This window comes from Deltaproteobacteria bacterium (assembly GCA_020845895.1).
GTDB lineage: Bacteria > Lernaellota > Lernaellaia > JACKCT01 > JACKCT01 > JADLEX01.
Genome location: JADLEX010000094.1, coordinates 1 through 15,594 on the forward strand (window position 1 = coordinate 1; position 15,594 = coordinate 15,594).

The window sequence follows — 15,594 nt, forward strand, 5'->3', positions numbered from 1 at the left end:
CGCCGTCCATCACGCGATACTCCATGTCCACCGTGTGCGGCGACGCGGGCTCGATCGCGTCCGCGGAAGCCATTTCGATCGCCGCATCCGCGATGTCATCCGCGGAGGCCGAGTCGTCTGATGCCGGCTCGTCCACCGTCACCGCGCTGTCTGTCTTCAAGGCGTTTTCCGTGACTTCCGGTGAGATGGCCGCCGCGGTCACGGTCGGCTCGACGGGGATGCGCTCTTTTTTCACGCGCACCTTGAGCGACTGGCCGGGCTTGAGTTTGGCGTTTTTCTTCAGGCCGTTGAGACGCGCGATCTGATCGACCGTGGTGCGGCTGCGCTTGGCGATCGCCGAAAGCGTGTCGCCCGACTTCACCTTGGCGCGCTCGACGCGCTCCACGGTGCGGAAGGTCGGCGCGGCGGCGGCGACCGGTTCGGGCACGTTCGCCGCGAGGTCGGTCTGAGGAGACGCCCCCTGCGTCGGCATGGGAACCTCGGCGGCCGCAATCGGCTTCGTCGGCTCCGCGTTCGACGCGATCTGTGGTGTGTCGCTGTCGTCTTCCCAGGCGCCGGCCACGGGCACCTGGATCGAAACCTGTTTGCGTGTCTGCACCTTGAGGCGTCGGCCCGCCTTGAGCGCTTTGCTGCTCTTCAGGCCGTTCCAGCGCATCAGGGTGGCGGTCTTGACGCCGTATCGACGTGCGATGGCCGAAGGGGTTTCTCCCTTGCGCACCGTGTGACCGGTCCAGACCGTTTGCCAGTCCTTGATGGTCTGGAACTTCGGCATCGGACCGCGATCGACTTTGTCCAGGCTCGCCAGCGGGATGTAGCCGTTTCCCGGATGGCGCGGCGTGCCGGCCTGCGCGAGGCGCGCGAGCTGCTCGTCGGAATAGAAGTAGTTGCGCGCGGCGGCCACGGCGATGGGCGACCAGAAACGCGCATGAATGTGGTTTCGGTGGCCGCGCGCGTGGCGGATCATGGCGCGCCGGTTGTGCCCGTTCACCTCGAAGACCGTGTCGAGGTAGGAGTCGGGCGCTTTGAGCTTGTACTTCACGTAGTTGTACAGCATCGCCTGAACGCCGCTGTCGATGAAGATGTACTCGGTCTTGTTGTCTTCCATCAGGGCTTCGAGCAGCGCCCACGTGCGGGGCACGTCGAGGTTTTCCGCCGTGGCCGACTCGAAGAAGCGCGGCTGGCCCTTGCCCTTGTGATAGAAGCTGATGTCCACGTCGCGGCCCGACTGGTGCGATCGGTGCGGACGCAGTTTGCCGCCGTTATGGGCGGAGATGTCGCCCACGACGAGCAGGTGCGTGCCCCTGGGATACTGCTGGTTGACCTTGGCCACCGCGTACTTGAGCGCGGCGACGGTTTCCGGCGTGCCCCAGTTATGTCCGTCGCGCACGATCATGCCGGGCGCGGACGCCAGTTGAACGCCATTGACGAGGCGACCGCCCGAGGCGGCGCCCACCGACAGACACGGAGCCGCGGAAAGATTGCGGCCGGTCAGGTCGATGTTGTCCGGATTGATGGCCGCCAAGGTGGGGTCGACATCGTCTTCCACCTCGTCGGCGACGTCATTCTCGTCTTCCTCGCCCCCTTCTTCGGGTGGCGACGAGTTGAGGTTGCCATTCTCCGCCGGCTCTTCATCCGGCGAATTGCCCTGATTGAGATCCGAAGCACTTGCGTACGAATCCACAGAGTCTTGCTCGTTCGCGTCGGCGGAGTTCGCCGAGATCGTGTCGGTCAGGGGAGCGGCCTCGGGATCCATGGCGGCGAGTGCTCCGGTTGCCCAGAGCGCGACCACGAGGATCACGAAGATGCGCACGCCCCTCGCGGACTTGCGTTGCTTCATGCCTTGCCTTCCTTTCGTTGGACCAATGCCCATTGCGAAAGAACACCGTTGCGGTTTGGAAAAGAACATTCTGACGCGTTTTGGGCAAAAGCCGCTGAGCCGGTCGAATTTACCCGGATCGCAACGGGTCTGTCAACCGGGATAACCGGATGAAAAGCTTGGGGAAATTGGCCCTAACTGCTGAGAATCGTTCTCAAATCGGATCGTCGAGCCCGGCGAGCGCCGATGCGTCGCGCTTGTAGACGTCCGCCAGAAAGACCGCGTGGCCTTCTTCATTCGTCGAGACGGTGCTGTACTCGATGAAGATCGGCACCTTGTTCTGCAGGTTGATCTCGCGGGTCCCGTGCCCTGCCAGGATCTTGTCAATCTCGGCCACCGCGGGGTGATTGTCTTTCGTCAGCAGGAACGCGGCCATGTCCAGGGGGTTCTGGAGCCGAATGCAACCGTGCGAAAATGTTCGGATTGTCTGGTTGAACAGGGGCTTGGTCGGCGTGTCGTGCAGGTACACGTCGTGCTTGTTCGGGAACAGGATCTTCACGCGCCCCAGGGCGTTGCCCGGACCTGGGGGCTGGTAGGCCGCGACGGGCATGCCGTCCTTGTTGAAGTGGGCCTTGTAGCCCTTCTTGGTGAAGTACTCCTCGTCGGCGACCCACTTGGGGAGTTCCTCGTTCTTGAAGATCCGGGGCGTCATGAACCACGCCGGGTTGTAGACGACCTTCTGGATTTCGGCCTCGAACTCGGGCGTGTGGTTGAGCGGATTCAGGTTTCCGACGATGACCTTGTGGCGACGCAGGATCTTGCCGTCCTCGACCACCTCGACCGCGAACTCGGGCACGTTGACCCGCACATAGTAGTTCTTCCATCGCGAGCCGGACTTGCGCTGTTTGGCCATGGCGAGGCGAATGCGCTTCACGCGGTCCGAGAAGGGGATGTTCATCGCGTCGATGGTGCCCTTGCCGACAACGCCGTCCGTCGGGAGCTGGTGCGTCGCCTGATATTGGACGAGGGCTTCCTTCGTCGTGTCGTCAAACGTGCCGGTGATGGGTCCGGTATAAAAGCCCGTCATCTCCAGCCGCTCCTGGACGGCCTTGACGAGGTCGCCGCTGGATCCTTTCTGCACTTTCGACGCGGGTGCCGGAAGCTTGGGAAGGTCGGCGTGCTTGGCGGCGAGCTTGCGGTAACGGTCGAGCTCGGCCCGTAGCCGCAGGTAGTGCGGTGTGTTGGGCACGGCAGCGGCGATGGCGCCGGAGAAGTCGGCGAGCGACTTCTCCCAGTTCGCGAGGAGCATCTCGTCCTTGAGACCCATGGCGCGGACGTACTTGAAATATGCCACCGCGTTGTCGAGCTCGGTGTTGAACTCGGCCTGCGACCTCGCCAGGATCGCGGCCTTGGTTTGATCGTACGCCTTGTGCACGACTTCGTACTTCGCCCCGAACTTGGGCTGGAGCATCCATTCGAGAATCGCCGTCCCGGTGAGTTCGGGGGCGGCGTCGTTTTTCGACTCCTGGGTCAGGTGTTCGATGAGCGCCTGCTTGCCCGCTTCGTCGAGGGAAACCCGACAGGCCGCCTCGACCTCGTTGGCCCGCTCCGCAACGCTTTGTGCCTCGGCCTTGAGTTGGTCGGCCAAAAAGTTCGTCGGATTCATCCCGTCGTCGAAGGACGAGTAGAGCGTCGCGATCAACGCCTCGTGGTCCTTCGTGAGCTTGCGATCGACGACGAAACGGAATTTCTCGCCGAAGTCCTGCGTGTAGATCGCCTTCGTCTGCGGCTCGATCTCGTGGATGTCGGTCAGGCGCGCGCCGTAGAGGGCATTGATCTGGTCGCGCAGCGCGGTGTCGTTTTCGGCCCGCGCGCGGATGAGGTCGGGAAGATTGAGGCCAAGCGCCGTCACTTCCCGGGTGGCCTGCGTGCGAAAGACAGCCGTGCACGCGCTGAGAATCAGCACGCCCGCCAGCGCCGTCAACGCCGCCCTTCCGGCTTTGGAAAACCGTCCGTTCACGCCGTGCATCCTATCCGCATCGCGTTCGTGCGAGTTATGATCTTTCCCGCATTTTCCGATGCGATCGCGTTGCAGGGAGCGCTATTTACACGACCTGTGGAAAAAATTCCAGAGATTTTTCCGGCATTTTCGCGCCGCGATGGGAAGAGCCGAGAAATATTCAAAAAAATCAAGGTTTTACGCCGGGAAAACCGAATATGCGTCGATTATTCTTGGCTTCCCGGTCGAACTGTGGTACGAAATTGCCCTCGTTGGGGGAAATCGAGGTACGATTCCTTCGAGCGTACGGCGCGGTCGGGCCGATTCGCGCCGGTGATCTGCGTGATCCCTAAACCCATTTTTCGGAGAAGGACCATGAAGAAGACGCTGGTGTTGTCCTGTGTGCTCGTTCTCGTGCTCGCCGGTTCGGCGATGGCGTTCGGCGTCGGCGATATCGCCAAGGCGGCCAAGAACGTCGCGTCGGCCAAGAGCAACGATCTGATGCTGGGCGGCGCGTCCGCCGATCTCAAGAAGTACGAAGGCACGCCCTACGATCCGGGCAAAAAGACCTACAAGACCTTCGGCGACGCCACGTGGGATACCCTGGCCGCGTCGAGCTCGAAGACCGCGATGGTCGTGGAATTCTCCGACAAGGTGCTGGCCGACGCCAACGCGAAAAAAGAAGACGTCGATGCGGCGATCAAAGCCCTCGAGCCCCTCTCCACCGAAGCTCCGAAACTCGTGAAGAGCCTGATCGATTTCGTGACCGGCGTCGCGAGCGACACCTCCAAAGCCGTCATGCTGGCCGAGGCCAAGAGCGTGAAGGACAACCTGACGACGATCGCCGAAAAAGCGCCGAAGGTTTTGGCGGCCCTGAAGGACAAGGCGACAGCCATGGCCGGCGCCGCGATGTAATCGCACGATCCGAACTTCGAATTTCGAATCGCCCCGGGGGAAACCTCGGGGCGATTTTTTATTCTGGTATTGGGTGCGCTCTGGTATTCCGTGTGGTCTGGTATCCCATGTGGCGCGGGCGCCCCCGCCCGCGACGTTGGTCAATGGGTCGTCGGTCGGTGGTCATGGTCGTTGGTCGGGCGCGATGGGCGCGATAAATCGCGCCCCTACGGCCCCCGTCCATCCGTGGAATCCGTGTCCCCGGATCGCGCCGCACGTTCCCCAAACAAATCGGCGCGGACCTTGCGGCCCGCGCCGATGCGCGTTCGGGATGGTGCGAGGATTACTCCTCGAAGATGAACTCGACGCGGCGGTTGTTTTCCTTGCCCTCGTCGGTCTCGTTCTCGGCGATCGGCCGCGACTCGCCGTAGCCGATGGGCTCGAGCAGTTCGGCCTTGATGCCGTTGTCGGCGAGGTACTTGGCGACCGACGCCGCGCGCTTCTGCGACAGGTTCAGGTTGTACTCATCCGTGCCTTCGGCGGAGGTGTGACCCTCGATGATGAGCTTCTTGTAGCCGCCTTCGGCTTCCTTCAGCTTGATCTGGCGGATGACATCCTGCAGGACCGGGACCGACTCGGGCCGCAGGTTCGCGGAGTCGTAGTCGAACCGGATCGAGCCGATCTTGATGATGATCTGACGCAGTTCGATGGTCAGCACGTTGGCCTTGTTGGCGACGACCTCGAAGGGCTGATCGACGCGCTCATAGCCCTGCGCCCAACTGCTGATGACGAGGTTGCCGGCGTCGTACTTGTTCTCCCACTTGCCCTGGATGGCCTTGGCCGCCTCGACCTTGCCGCTCACCGTGTTCTTGATGAGGATCGCGGCGCCGTCGATGGGTTTTTGGTCTTTCTTGTAGACGACGTTGATGGTCAGCGTCGTGGGCTGCTTCTTCATTTCGAGCTGGATCACGACCTCGGTGGTCTTGCCGATGAGGACGAGGCCCTTGCCCGACTTGGGATTGTAGCCGTTCGCCGTGGCGACGATCGTGTACTCACCGGGGTTCATCATCGCACGGTACTCGGCCGACTCGTCGGTCGGCGTCTTGAAGGTTTTGGACGGGGTCTTGGGATCGGTCGTCTTGGGACCCGCCACGGTCAGGGTCGACACGACCGGCTTGCCGTCTTCGGAGACGACGCGGATGTTGAGCTTGCCCTGCGTGGGGCCTTCGCAGCGCGGGTAGTAGTCGATACCCGCGATCACGCGATACGACGGGGAGCCCACGCCGCTCGTGAGGCCGGCGCCGGCGCCGCCGATCACGCGCGGACCGTTCTTGCCGAACTTGTAGCGCAGCGTGCCGATGACTTCCATCGGGTTCGCCTGAAGCTGCTCGTTGGACGACGAGTCGAACTGCTGGCCCCACCATTCGATCGAGAATCCGAGGCCGTTCTTGAAGTCGCGCGAAAGGCCCGCGCCGAAAAGATAGGCGTTGCCGATGTCCGTGCCGAACACGGTGCGATTCGGACGCACCAGATATCCACCGTTCAGTCCGATGTTGAAGACGCGGAAGTCTTTTTCCAGCATCATCTTGCCGCCGAAGTTCGTCGTGCCTTCGCCGAGAAAGATGTCGGGATCGCCCGTCGGGAAGGTCGCGAAACCCGCCAGCGCGAGGCCGAGCGTCTTGTTGCGCTCCTCGTTGAAGACGCCGAGCTTGATCTCGGCCTTGATGTCGCCGAGCGCCGCTTTGTCCTCGAGCGGCGTGTCGCCCGGGTCCTCGCCCGCATCGGGATCGTTTTCCACGTTCTCGAAACTCTTGGCGCGGCTCTGCAGATGGAACGGGACATCGACGCCGAGGCTCAACCAGCGCCACGGCGAAAACGCCGCGGTCAAGTTGGCCGACGTCACCGCGTTCAGAATGCCCGAATCGAATTCGTCATCGACGCGGACTTCGACCACGCTGCTGGCGTAGTTCGCATACAGACCGAAGCCGTAGCACAGCTTGTCGAGCGTGCGCGCGTCTTCGATCGCGAGGAAGTGACCGTTGAAAATGCTGGGCCGGAACATCTGCGCGTCGATGGCTTCCTGCGCGAAAGCCGGGGCGGCGAACAATGTGAGAACGACCGCGAACAACCCCGTGACGATGCCGAAACGACGCATCCCGCACCCTCCGAATCGCCAAGCACAAAGACCGACCGTTCGCGATCGGGATCGCGGCACGCGGCCGGCGCAGGCGGATTTTCCGACCAAAACGAACGCCGTTTTGGTTTTGTCAGGGAAAAGAGAGCAAACTCGCGCCCTTCTCGCATAGCCCCCCTACCTTGTCAAGAACGAACGACCTGTTTTCGCACGCGATTCGCGTCGCCGCGAGGGCGATGGCGGGCGGACCGGATCGCGGCGCGCGCACGCGGCATATCTCGAAAACAGTTGACCGTTCATGCGATGCGACCGGGCGGGATGTGCGGCCAAATATTTACGACGTCGTGATCCATGGATCTGCCGGCGTGACCGGAAGCGATCGACGGGATGGCGAGCTCGCAACGCCCTCCGCCCGATCACCCCCGCGTCTTGGTCGCGCATGTCCCGCGCGGGACCGGAAGAAAATCCAGGCTGACCGTCCGCAGGCGCGGGTCATTCCCCGGGGGAGGATGCGCTCGGTATTTCGAAGCGGAAATCGATCTGCCGCCCTCGAATGGTCTTCATGCCCGGGATTTGAAGGCGCTCGGCGTCCGTATACGCGAGGCTGTGCGGGAAGCCATTCGGGTCATGTGGCACAGCCGCCCCCGGCTGTGCCCCGTCTTGTGCGCCCGGCATGGGCGCTGTCTTGTTGGTGGAAGTCCGACCGAGAGGAGGCCATCCCGATCGAAGCGAGGCGCAACCGCGGAAGGGCGACCGACCGTGGGGAGGAAGCGTGGAGCGAAACCGCGGACCGACGTACAGAAACCGGATTCGAGGCGCTGCCGAGCGGGGCGAGCGGGCGAGCGACCGCGAAGCTCGGACGGCCGAAGCTTGGGCGGCGTAGATCCGGCGGTCGTGCGGGGAAGGACAGCGTTCTTTCCTGGGGAGATCTCGCCTTGCGCTTGAAACGACCGCGTTCGTGGTTACGTTGAATGCACGGGCTCGTTTGGAACCCACGGAGAACGGACATGCGAACGGACAAATTCACCCTCAAGACGCAGGAGGCGCTCGCCGACGCCGCTTCGATCGCGAAAAAAACCCGACACCAGGCCGTGGACGCCGATCACCTGCTGCTGGCCGTCATCGAGCAGGATGGCGGCATTGTCGGTTCGATCCTCGAACGCCTCGGCGCGCACCGCGACGTGATCGCCCGTGAAATCGAGGAGAAGCTTGCATCGATCCCGGGCGTGAGCGGCACGAACTCCGAAACCTACATGTCGCCGCAGCTCGGGAGCCTGCTCGAACTCGCGCAGGTCGAGGCCGACCGCATGCGCGACGAGTACGTGAGTACCGAGCATCTGCTGATCGCGGCGGCGGGGATGGAGGGCACACGCGTTCACGCCATCCTCAAGACGCACAACGTCACGCCCGACGCGATCTACCGCGTGCTGGCGGCGATTCGCGGCTCGCAGCGCGTGACCGACGCAAATCCCGAAGACAAATACGAGGCGCTCAAGCGTTACGCCACGGATTTCACCGAGGCCGCGCGCAAGGGAAAACTCGATCCGGTCATCGGGCGCGACGAGGAAATCCGCCGCGTCATCCAGGTGCTCAACCGGCGCAAGAAAAACAACCCGGTGCTGATCGGCGAGCCGGGCGTGGGCAAGACGGCCATCGCCGAGGGGCTCGCCCAGCGCATTGTCGCGGGCGACGTGCCGACGTCGCTGAAGAACAAGCGGCTCGTCGGGCTCGATCTCGGCGCACTGATTGCGGGGGCGAAGTATCGCGGCGAGTTCGAGGACCGGCTCAAGGCCGTGCTGAAGGAAGTGATCGAGTCGAACGGGGACGTGGTGCTTTTCATCGACGAACTGCACACGCTGGTCGGCGCGGGCGCGGCCGAGGGCGCGATGGACGCGAGCAATCTGCTCAAGCCGAGTCTCGCGCGCGGCGAACTGCGGTGCGTGGGCGCGACGACGACGGACGAATACCGCAAGCACATCGAAAAGGACCCGGCGCTGGAGCGCCGATTTCAGCCGGTGCTCGTGGGAGAGCCGGACGTCGCCGAAACCATCGCGATTCTGCGGGGACTCAAGGAGCGCTACGAGGTGCATCACGGCGTGCGCATCACCGACGGCGCGATTGTCAGCGCGGCGACGCTCTCGAACCGCTACATCGCCGACCGCTTTTTGCCCGACAAGGCGATCGATCTGGTGGACGAGGCGGCGGGGCGGCTACGTATCGAGCTCGACTCGATGCCCATGGAACTCGATGCGCTGACGCGGGAGATCGTCGGGCTCGAAATTGAGCTGGAGGCGCTGAAAAAGGAAACCGATGCCGCGAGCGGAGAGCGACGCCGAAAGGTCGAGGAGCGAATCGGCGAACTTCGACAGCGGCAGGGCGCGATAAAGGAGCGGTGGGAGGCGGAGAAGATCGCCATCGACCGCATCAGGGAGTTGAAGGAGGAGACCGAGCGATTGCGCGCAGAGGAGCGCGATCTGGAACGCCAGGGCGACTTGGGTCGCGTGGCGGAGATCCGCTACGGGCGCGCACAGTCCCTCGCGCGCGATCTGGAACGCGCCGAAGTCGAACTCGTCCGCGTGCAAAAAGACGGCAAGATTCTCAAGGAAGAGGTCGATTCCGAAGACATCTGCGAGATCATTTCGCAGTGGACCGGCATTCCCGTGACGAAGATGATGCGCGGCGAAATGGACCGCCTCGTCGCGATGGAAGACGAACTGGGGCGCCGCGTGATCGGGCAGGACGAGGCCGTGCGCGCCGTCGCGAACGCGATCCGCCGTTCGCGCGCGGGGATTCAGGACCCCGACCGCCCGCTGGGCAGCTTCATTTTCATGGGTCCAACAGGCGTCGGGAAGACGGAACTCGCCAAGGCGCTCTCCGAATTTCTCTTCGACACCGAAGACGCGATGGTGCGCGTGGACATGAGCGAGTTCAGGGCGACGCACTCGGTGTCGCGGCGCATCGGCGCGCCGCCGGGAGACGTGGGATACGACGAGGGCGGCTACCTGACCGAGGCGGTGCGTCGCCGGCCCTATACCGTTGTGCTCTTCGACGAGATCGAAAAAGCGCACCCCGAGGTCTTTAACGTCCTGCTCCAGATTCTGGACGACGGACGCGTGACGGACTCGCACGGGCGCACGGTCGATTTCAAGAACACGATCCTCATCATGACGAGCAACATCGGCAGCCAGTTCATTCAGGAGTTCGACGAATCGCGCTACGACGAGATGCGCCGCATGGTGACGACAGAGCTGGGCGCGCACTTTCGCCCCGAGTTCCTGAATCGCATCGACGAGGTCGTGATCTTCCACCGACTCGGCCGCGCCCATCTGCACCGGATCGTGGACATCCAGATCGCGCGGCTGCAAAAGCGCCTGGGCGACCGGCGCATCGCGCTCGATCTCGACGCCGCCGCGCGCGACCTGATCGTCGAACACGGGTTCGATCCGGTCTTCGGCGCACGGCCGCTGCGCCGCGCCATTCAGACGCTGCTGATGGATGAACTCGCGAAAAAGATCCTCACCGGCGAGATCCGCGACGGCGAGTCGGTGCGCGTGAGCGCTCGCGAGGGCGGTCTGAATTTCGCGTCGCGCGCGGTTTGATGCCCACGCGCGATCGTGGCGGTCGCGGGGCCGCGGGCGCGCGAAAATGGCTCCCGGACGCGCGGCCTCAGCGTTTCTCTTCGGCCCCGCGACGCCGCGCCTCGAAGAACCCGCGCCCCTTGGCCGGTGCGCCGCCCCATTTGCCGCCGATCTCGACGCCGCCTTCCCAAAGGACTTCGTCCACCTCGTGATCGGGGAAATCCGCGGTCACGATCAGGTTCGCCCGATATTCCGGGATGCTGATCGTCCATGATGTCTCCCACGAGATGCCCGTGCGCGGCGAGAACCATGTGGATGTGGGCGTGCTGTTGAACTTGAGCCCGTGCTTGGCCGTGCCGTCGGGCAGGTACACGTCGCCGAACTGATGGATGATCCGGTCGCCCTTCCAGAAGACGAAGAGCAGCAGCTCCGTATCTCCGTCGAGTTGAAGCGAATACCAGTCCCAACGGTCGAAGTCGTCGACGTACCAGTTGCCCCACTGGCGGTCCATCCACGCGCGGCCCTGAAGCGTGACGGCCTTGTCGTCCAGCAGGCCGGTTCCGCGAATGTTGGCGTTCGTTACGCTGTAGTACCAGCTATGTCCCTTCTCCCCCATGCGCACCTGGCCATCCTGATCGACGATCAGCGGCGGCTTGTTGGCGCACACCTCGAGATCGAGTGCGAGCCGTTCGTGCTTGAAATCGAAGGTGTAGCACAGGAATTTCGGGTCGGGCTGCGTGATCGTGGCGTCGCCGATTGTATACGAGCGCGCGTAGGCGTCGTGCGACGCCGTCGTTTGCGGCGCGAGGATGGGGATCGTGATGTCCGCCGTGTGCTCCGCGACGATTCCGAATAACCGGCCGTCCTTGAGCATGGCGATCATCAGCGTGAAGCGGTTGTCGAACTGGTCGTAGAGATGCGCGTTGAGATACCACCACTCGCGCACCGCGTCGTCGTGAAGAATCGCCACGTCGAACGCGTCGCGCTGCGCCTTCGACATGCTTGGGAAATCCAATCGACGAAGCTCGTAATTCTTCGCCGCGGGGGAGGGCGTCGGGGCGGTTTTTTCGAGCTGCGTGCGGATCCAATCGCGACCCACGATGGCGGCCACCAACGCGACGGCGACGATCGCGAGAAACGCGGCCGCGGCGGCGAGCGCGAGGGTTTTGTCGGGTTTCTTCTCGGTGGTCATTTCCGCACGGTCCAAGGCCCGCGAATGTAGCAAAGGGGGGTGGGCCTGCCAAGGCGGGTCAGGGGTTCCCGACCGATGGCCACCAAGTCGTCGGCCAAATCGGATCGAACTCCTTGGGCAGCGGCGTCCGCCCGACAGGTTCGTACCCCGCGATTCCATAGGTGCTGATCGGCGCGCGCTCGGCGATCACGTGGATTCGCGCGTCCTCGTCAAGTTCGCGAAACAGGTTGCGCGCCTGCTCCGGCGGCACGCCCGACGAACGCACGAACTCATCGAGCATCGCGACCTCGCCCTCGGGGTCGTTCCAATCGACCACGACGCAACGCACCCCCTCGGCCTCGAGCGCGCCAACAATGCCGCGTGCGTATGCGTCGAGCAACCGCTCGCGGGGCAAATCGACGAGCCACGAATAGTTATGCGTCCCGCGCAGGAGCAGGTGGACGCCATCGCCGCCGCCGAGCGTGTCCGATGTCGTTCCGCACTCGACGAGCCCGGCCACGCGGCGCTGGTAGAGTTCGGCCTGTCGGGAGAGCGCGACGCGCGTGTGGATCGCGGCGTACGCCAAGGTCGAAATCGCGAATACGGCGAGTGCGGCGATGACCGCGCCATGAGCGGACGGGCTCGTCGATCTCGCGCGACCCGCCGCGAAACCGACGGCGAACAGCCCCGCGACAATGAGGGCGAAGACGGCGGGCTGGACGCGATCGAGCATCCCCAGCATCGCCATGCGAGAGGACGACGCCTCCGCGCCGACGAGCGCGAGGCCGAGGGCTGAAACGAACGCAATCACCCAGATCGAGGCGCTCCGGCGCGCGACCAGATCGCAGAGCCCGATCGCCGCAAGGAGCGCCATGGGCGCCATCGACGTGAGCAGCACGCGCGGGAATCGGTTGACCGGATTGAGCAGGTACACGGCGAGGTTGAGCGCAACGAGCGCAAGCGAATAGATTTCGATCGGGGACCGCGTGCGGCGACCGGCGAAATACGCCCCGAGCCCCGGCGCGAAAACAAACGGCGAGAGCGAATAGAGATTGGTGAGGCCCTCCCAACGCACCGACCACACCGGAATGGCGATCTCGAATCTCCAGTCCATGAGATAATCGTTGAAGATCGACCACCCGAAGGCCGGGAAGCGCCACGCGACGAGCAGTCCCGCCACCGCGCCGAAGCCGATCCCGGCGCACAGAGTTGGCACTCGGCGACTTCGCCGCTCGGGGCGCAGAAACGAAGTGACCCAGATGAACGGCAACGGCACGGCCGCGAAGGCGGCGAAGGTGTGCGTGGCGAATGCGGCACCGAATGCCAGCCCGGAAAGGAGTCCGAACCCGACCGCCGCCCAGCCGGTGCGGTCGATCGCCACCGCCCAGCAAACGACGCCCGCGAACACGAAGAACGCGAGCAGGGTGTAAGGTTTGGGCAGCGGTGCGTAGAACATCGCCAGCGCGCAGACGGCGTACAATCCCGCCGCCGCGACGCCGGTTTCCCGGTTTCTCGCCGCTTTCCCAGCGGTGAAACAAAGCGCGATGGTCCCCAGCCCCGCCAACAGGTTCGGCAGCGTTGCCGGCCATAGTCCCTCGCCGAACACGCCGAACATGGCGGTCACGATCATCGAGGGCAGCGTCAGGGATGGACTGATGCCTTGCCCGGCGAGGGTGTTGCGGGCCGACATCATCAAATTCACGCCGTCGTTTTCGATGATCGGCAGGGTGAGGAAGTCGAGGACGCGGATCGCCGCTCCGGCCGCGATCATCGACGCGAAAACGATTCGAATCGGCATTGCGCCCGAGAAATCGTCCGGTTTCTGGAAATCCATCCCGACCAATCTACGGGGGATTTCCGGACGCGCACAAGCCGGGAGGGTTTGCGCTCGGAATTTGTCGCGCCGGTCGCGCGCGCTGCACTTTTCTTTGGACTATTGGCACGGAATCTGCTATAACTGGCGTGCTCTGATGGTTGTCTTACGGATTTTCTTATTGGTTTCAATGACTTGGGCGCTGGCGACAGCGTGCGGCGAACATTCCGCGCCGACACCAGTCGCCGCGGCGGACAGCGAAGAAGGGAATTCGTCCAGGGCGCAGGGATTCACATTCACGCGAACGCAGAGCGGGCGCGTGGAGTGGGAGATACGGGCCAAGGAAGCCGTGTACACCGAAGATCGAAAAACCGTCGAGTTCCACGAGATCGAAGCGTTTTTCTACCCGGACGACGCGGGCAGCCTTCGTCTCGCGGGCGCTCATGGGAGCCTGAACACCGAAACGCAGAACGTGGAATTGGACGGCGGAGTGCGTCTCATCAGTTCCAAGGGCTATACACTCACGACCGATCGCATGAACTACACGCAGGCCGACCGCACCATCCGAACCGACAGCCAGGTCTTCATCCGGGGCGAGGGGATGGCGATGTCGAGTGTGGGCATGACGATCGCCATCGAAGACGAGCGGCTCGAGTTTCTTTCCGAGGTGAAAAGCACGCTGTGGAATGTGGACGTGCTCAAACAGGCGGCGAAATGACGCGCGCGCAGGCTGTTGCGGCGATCGTTATGGTGTTTGCCTCAACTGCGCTGGCTTCGTCCGCACTGGGGCAGGGGGCGACGGGTTCCGCCAAGTCGCCGCCGACCGCCTTCGTGTTCGATACGACCAAGCCCATCAGCCTCGCGGCCGATCGGGCCGAGGTGGACAACAAGCTCCAGGTCGCCCGGTTCATCGGAAATGTCGTCGCCTTGCAGGACACGGCGGTGTTGAACGCGGATACCGTCGTGATCCAATACGAACGCGAGCAGGCCGAATCGCCGAAACCGACGATCGATCAGCCGGCGAGCACGGGAATCGCGGCGCTCACGAGCGGCAACGGCGGGATCAAGACGCTGGTGGCGTCGGGCTCGGTGAAGATGATCCAGAACGAGCGCCGCGTCTTTTGCGAGCAGGTCACCTTCGACCAGGCGAAGGGAACCGTTACCCTGACCGGGAACCCGCGCGTGTATTCGGGAACCGATCTGCTCACCGGTAACCGCATCGTCGTACACATCGCCGACGAGCGCGTCGAGGTGATTGGATCCGGCAGCAGCCGCGTGCAGGTCACGGTGGTCCCGCAAAGCGCGCAGGATTCCCTGAACCCCGCCGCGCAAAAACGGCTCCAGGAACTCTCCGAGAACCCGCCCCCGAAAGACGAAAAACCGAAAGCGGTCAAGACCGGCGACGATGACGCCGATGCCAAGGATGAGAAGCCGATCGTCGAGGAACCCACGCCGTGAATGCGCAGCAGCTTTCCACGGAAGGGCTCGTCAAACGATTCGGCGCGCGAACGGTGGTGAGCGGCGTCTCGGTGAATGTGCAGAAGGGGGAGATCGTCGGACTGCTCGGACCCAACGGCGCGGGCAAGACCACGAGCTTTTACATGATTGTCGGTCTTTACCGACCCGAGGCCGGCACGGTTCGTCTCGGGGACGAGGACATCACCGGCGAGCCGATGTATCGCCGGGCGCGGCTCGGGCTGAGCTATCTGGCGCAGGAGCCGAGCATCTTTCGCAAGCTGACGGTGGAGGAAAACATTCTCGCGATTCTGGAAACCATGGGCCTGTCGCGACGCGACGAGCGGGAGCGCGTCGATCAGCTCCTCGAGGACCTGTCGATCACGCACATCCGCAAGAGCCCGGGATACGCCCTGTCGGGCGGCGAACGCCGGCGCGTCGAGATCACGCGCGCGCTCGTCACGAAGCCGTCGTTCATTCTGCTCGATGAACCCTTCGCGGGCATCGACCCCATCGCGGTGGCCGAGATCCAGGGGATCGTGGAGAAGCTCCGGCAAAAAGGCATCGGCGTGCTCATCACGGACCACAACGTCCGCGAGACGCTCGGCATCTGCGACCGCGCGTACATCATCCATCAGGGCCAGGTGCTCGAGCAGGGCGATCCGGAGTCGATCGCGAACTCTCCGAAAGCCCGCGAGATCTACCTGGGCGAAAAATTCCGTTTATAGGGGCGA

Annotated in this window: 10 protein-coding genes; 5 read left to right on the forward strand and 5 right to left on the reverse strand. The window is 63.7% G+C overall.

Annotated features, from left to right (window positions below):
- Together IT350_12165 and IT350_12170 are read right to left on the reverse strand one after the other, a co-directional pair.
- Nucleotides 1-1,837 (reverse strand): penicillin-insensitive murein endopeptidase (locus IT350_12165; protein ID MCC6158798.1); only part of this gene is annotated, 1,837 nt, incomplete at its 3' end.
- A 193-nt stretch (nucleotides 1,838-2,030) separates the two neighbouring features.
- A complete protein-coding gene (locus IT350_12170; GenBank protein ID MCC6158799.1) occupies nucleotides 2,031-3,836 on the reverse strand; it encodes a L,D-transpeptidase family protein in 1,806 nt (601 codons plus the stop codon).
- 354 nt (nucleotides 3,837-4,190) lie between these two features.
- Between IT350_12170 and IT350_12175 the strand changes: the two genes are divergently transcribed.
- Complete coding sequence (locus tag IT350_12175; GenBank protein MCC6158800.1) at nucleotides 4,191-4,730, forward strand: hypothetical protein; 540 nt, start codon at nucleotides 4,191-4,193, stop codon at nucleotides 4,728-4,730.
- A 322-nt stretch (nucleotides 4,731-5,052) separates the two neighbouring features.
- Here the strand turns inward: IT350_12175 and IT350_12180 are convergent, their stop codons facing one another.
- Nucleotides 5,053-6,864 (reverse strand): OmpA family protein, encoded by a 1,812-nt coding sequence (locus IT350_12180; GenBank protein MCC6158801.1) that lies wholly within the window; start codon nucleotides 6,862-6,864, stop codon nucleotides 5,053-5,055.
- Between the two features lie 986 nt (nucleotides 6,865-7,850).
- On the opposite strand from IT350_12180, the gene clpB reads away from it, so the two are divergent.
- Entirely contained in the window at nucleotides 7,851-10,442 is a 2,592-nt protein-coding gene (clpB, locus tag IT350_12185; GenBank protein ID MCC6158802.1) for an ATP-dependent chaperone ClpB, read from the forward strand.
- Nucleotides 10,443-10,509: 67 nt separating this feature from the next.
- Here the strand turns inward: clpB and IT350_12190 are convergent, their stop codons facing one another.
- Both IT350_12190 and IT350_12195 read right to left on the reverse strand, forming a co-directional pair.
- Nucleotides 10,510-11,613: a hypothetical protein gene (locus IT350_12190; GenBank protein MCC6158803.1), complete on the reverse strand. Its 1,104-nt coding sequence runs from the start codon at nucleotides 11,611-11,613 to the stop codon at nucleotides 10,510-10,512.
- Between the two features lie 58 nt (nucleotides 11,614-11,671).
- Nucleotides 11,672-13,390 carry a glycosyltransferase family 39 protein gene (locus IT350_12195; protein ID MCC6158804.1) on the reverse strand — a complete coding sequence of 573 codons (1,719 nt, stop codon included), beginning with the start codon at nucleotides 13,388-13,390 and terminating at the stop codon, nucleotides 11,672-11,674.
- Nucleotides 13,391-13,586: 196 nt separating this feature from the next.
- Between IT350_12195 and lptC the strand changes: the two genes are divergently transcribed.
- From lptC to lptB, 3 genes are read left to right on the forward strand one after another with little or no spacing between them, the layout of a single operon-like run.
- Nucleotides 13,587-14,123 carry an LPS export ABC transporter periplasmic protein LptC gene (gene lptC / locus IT350_12200; protein ID MCC6158805.1) on the forward strand — a complete coding sequence of 179 codons (537 nt, stop codon included), beginning with the start codon at nucleotides 13,587-13,589 and terminating at the stop codon, nucleotides 14,121-14,123.
- Nucleotides 14,120-14,863, forward strand: coding sequence for a hypothetical protein (locus IT350_12205; protein MCC6158806.1), 744 nt, complete (start codon nucleotides 14,120-14,122; stop codon nucleotides 14,861-14,863). The genes lptC and IT350_12205 overlap by 4 nt, the downstream gene beginning before the upstream one ends.
- Nucleotides 14,860-15,588 (forward strand): LPS export ABC transporter ATP-binding protein, encoded by a 729-nt coding sequence (gene lptB, locus IT350_12210; protein MCC6158807.1) that lies wholly within the window; start codon nucleotides 14,860-14,862, stop codon nucleotides 15,586-15,588. The genes IT350_12205 and lptB overlap by 4 nt, the downstream gene beginning before the upstream one ends.
- The last annotated feature ends 6 nt before the right edge of the window (nucleotides 15,589-15,594 follow it).

Excerpts from the sequence above, each read along its gene's own strand:
- IT350_12180 (MCC6158801.1), bottom strand. The coding sequence starts at position 6,864 with ATGCGTCGTTTCGGCATCGTCACGGGGTTGTTCGCGGTCGTTCTCACA.
- IT350_12175 (MCC6158800.1), top strand. The coding sequence starts at position 4,191 with ATGAAGAAGACGCTGGTGTTGTCCTGTGTGCTCGTTCTCGTGCTCGCC.
- IT350_12190 (MCC6158803.1), bottom strand. The coding sequence starts at position 11,613 with ATGACCACCGAGAAGAAACCCGACAAAACCCTCGCGCTCGCCGCCGCG.
- IT350_12195 (MCC6158804.1), bottom strand. The coding sequence starts at position 13,390 with ATGCCGATTCGAATCGTTTTCGCGTCGATGATCGCGGCCGGAGCGGCG.
- IT350_12205 (MCC6158806.1), top strand. The coding sequence starts at position 14,120 with ATGACGCGCGCGCAGGCTGTTGCGGCGATCGTTATGGTGTTTGCCTCA.
- clpB (MCC6158802.1), top strand. The coding sequence starts at position 7,851 with ATGCGAACGGACAAATTCACCCTCAAGACGCAGGAGGCGCTCGCCGAC.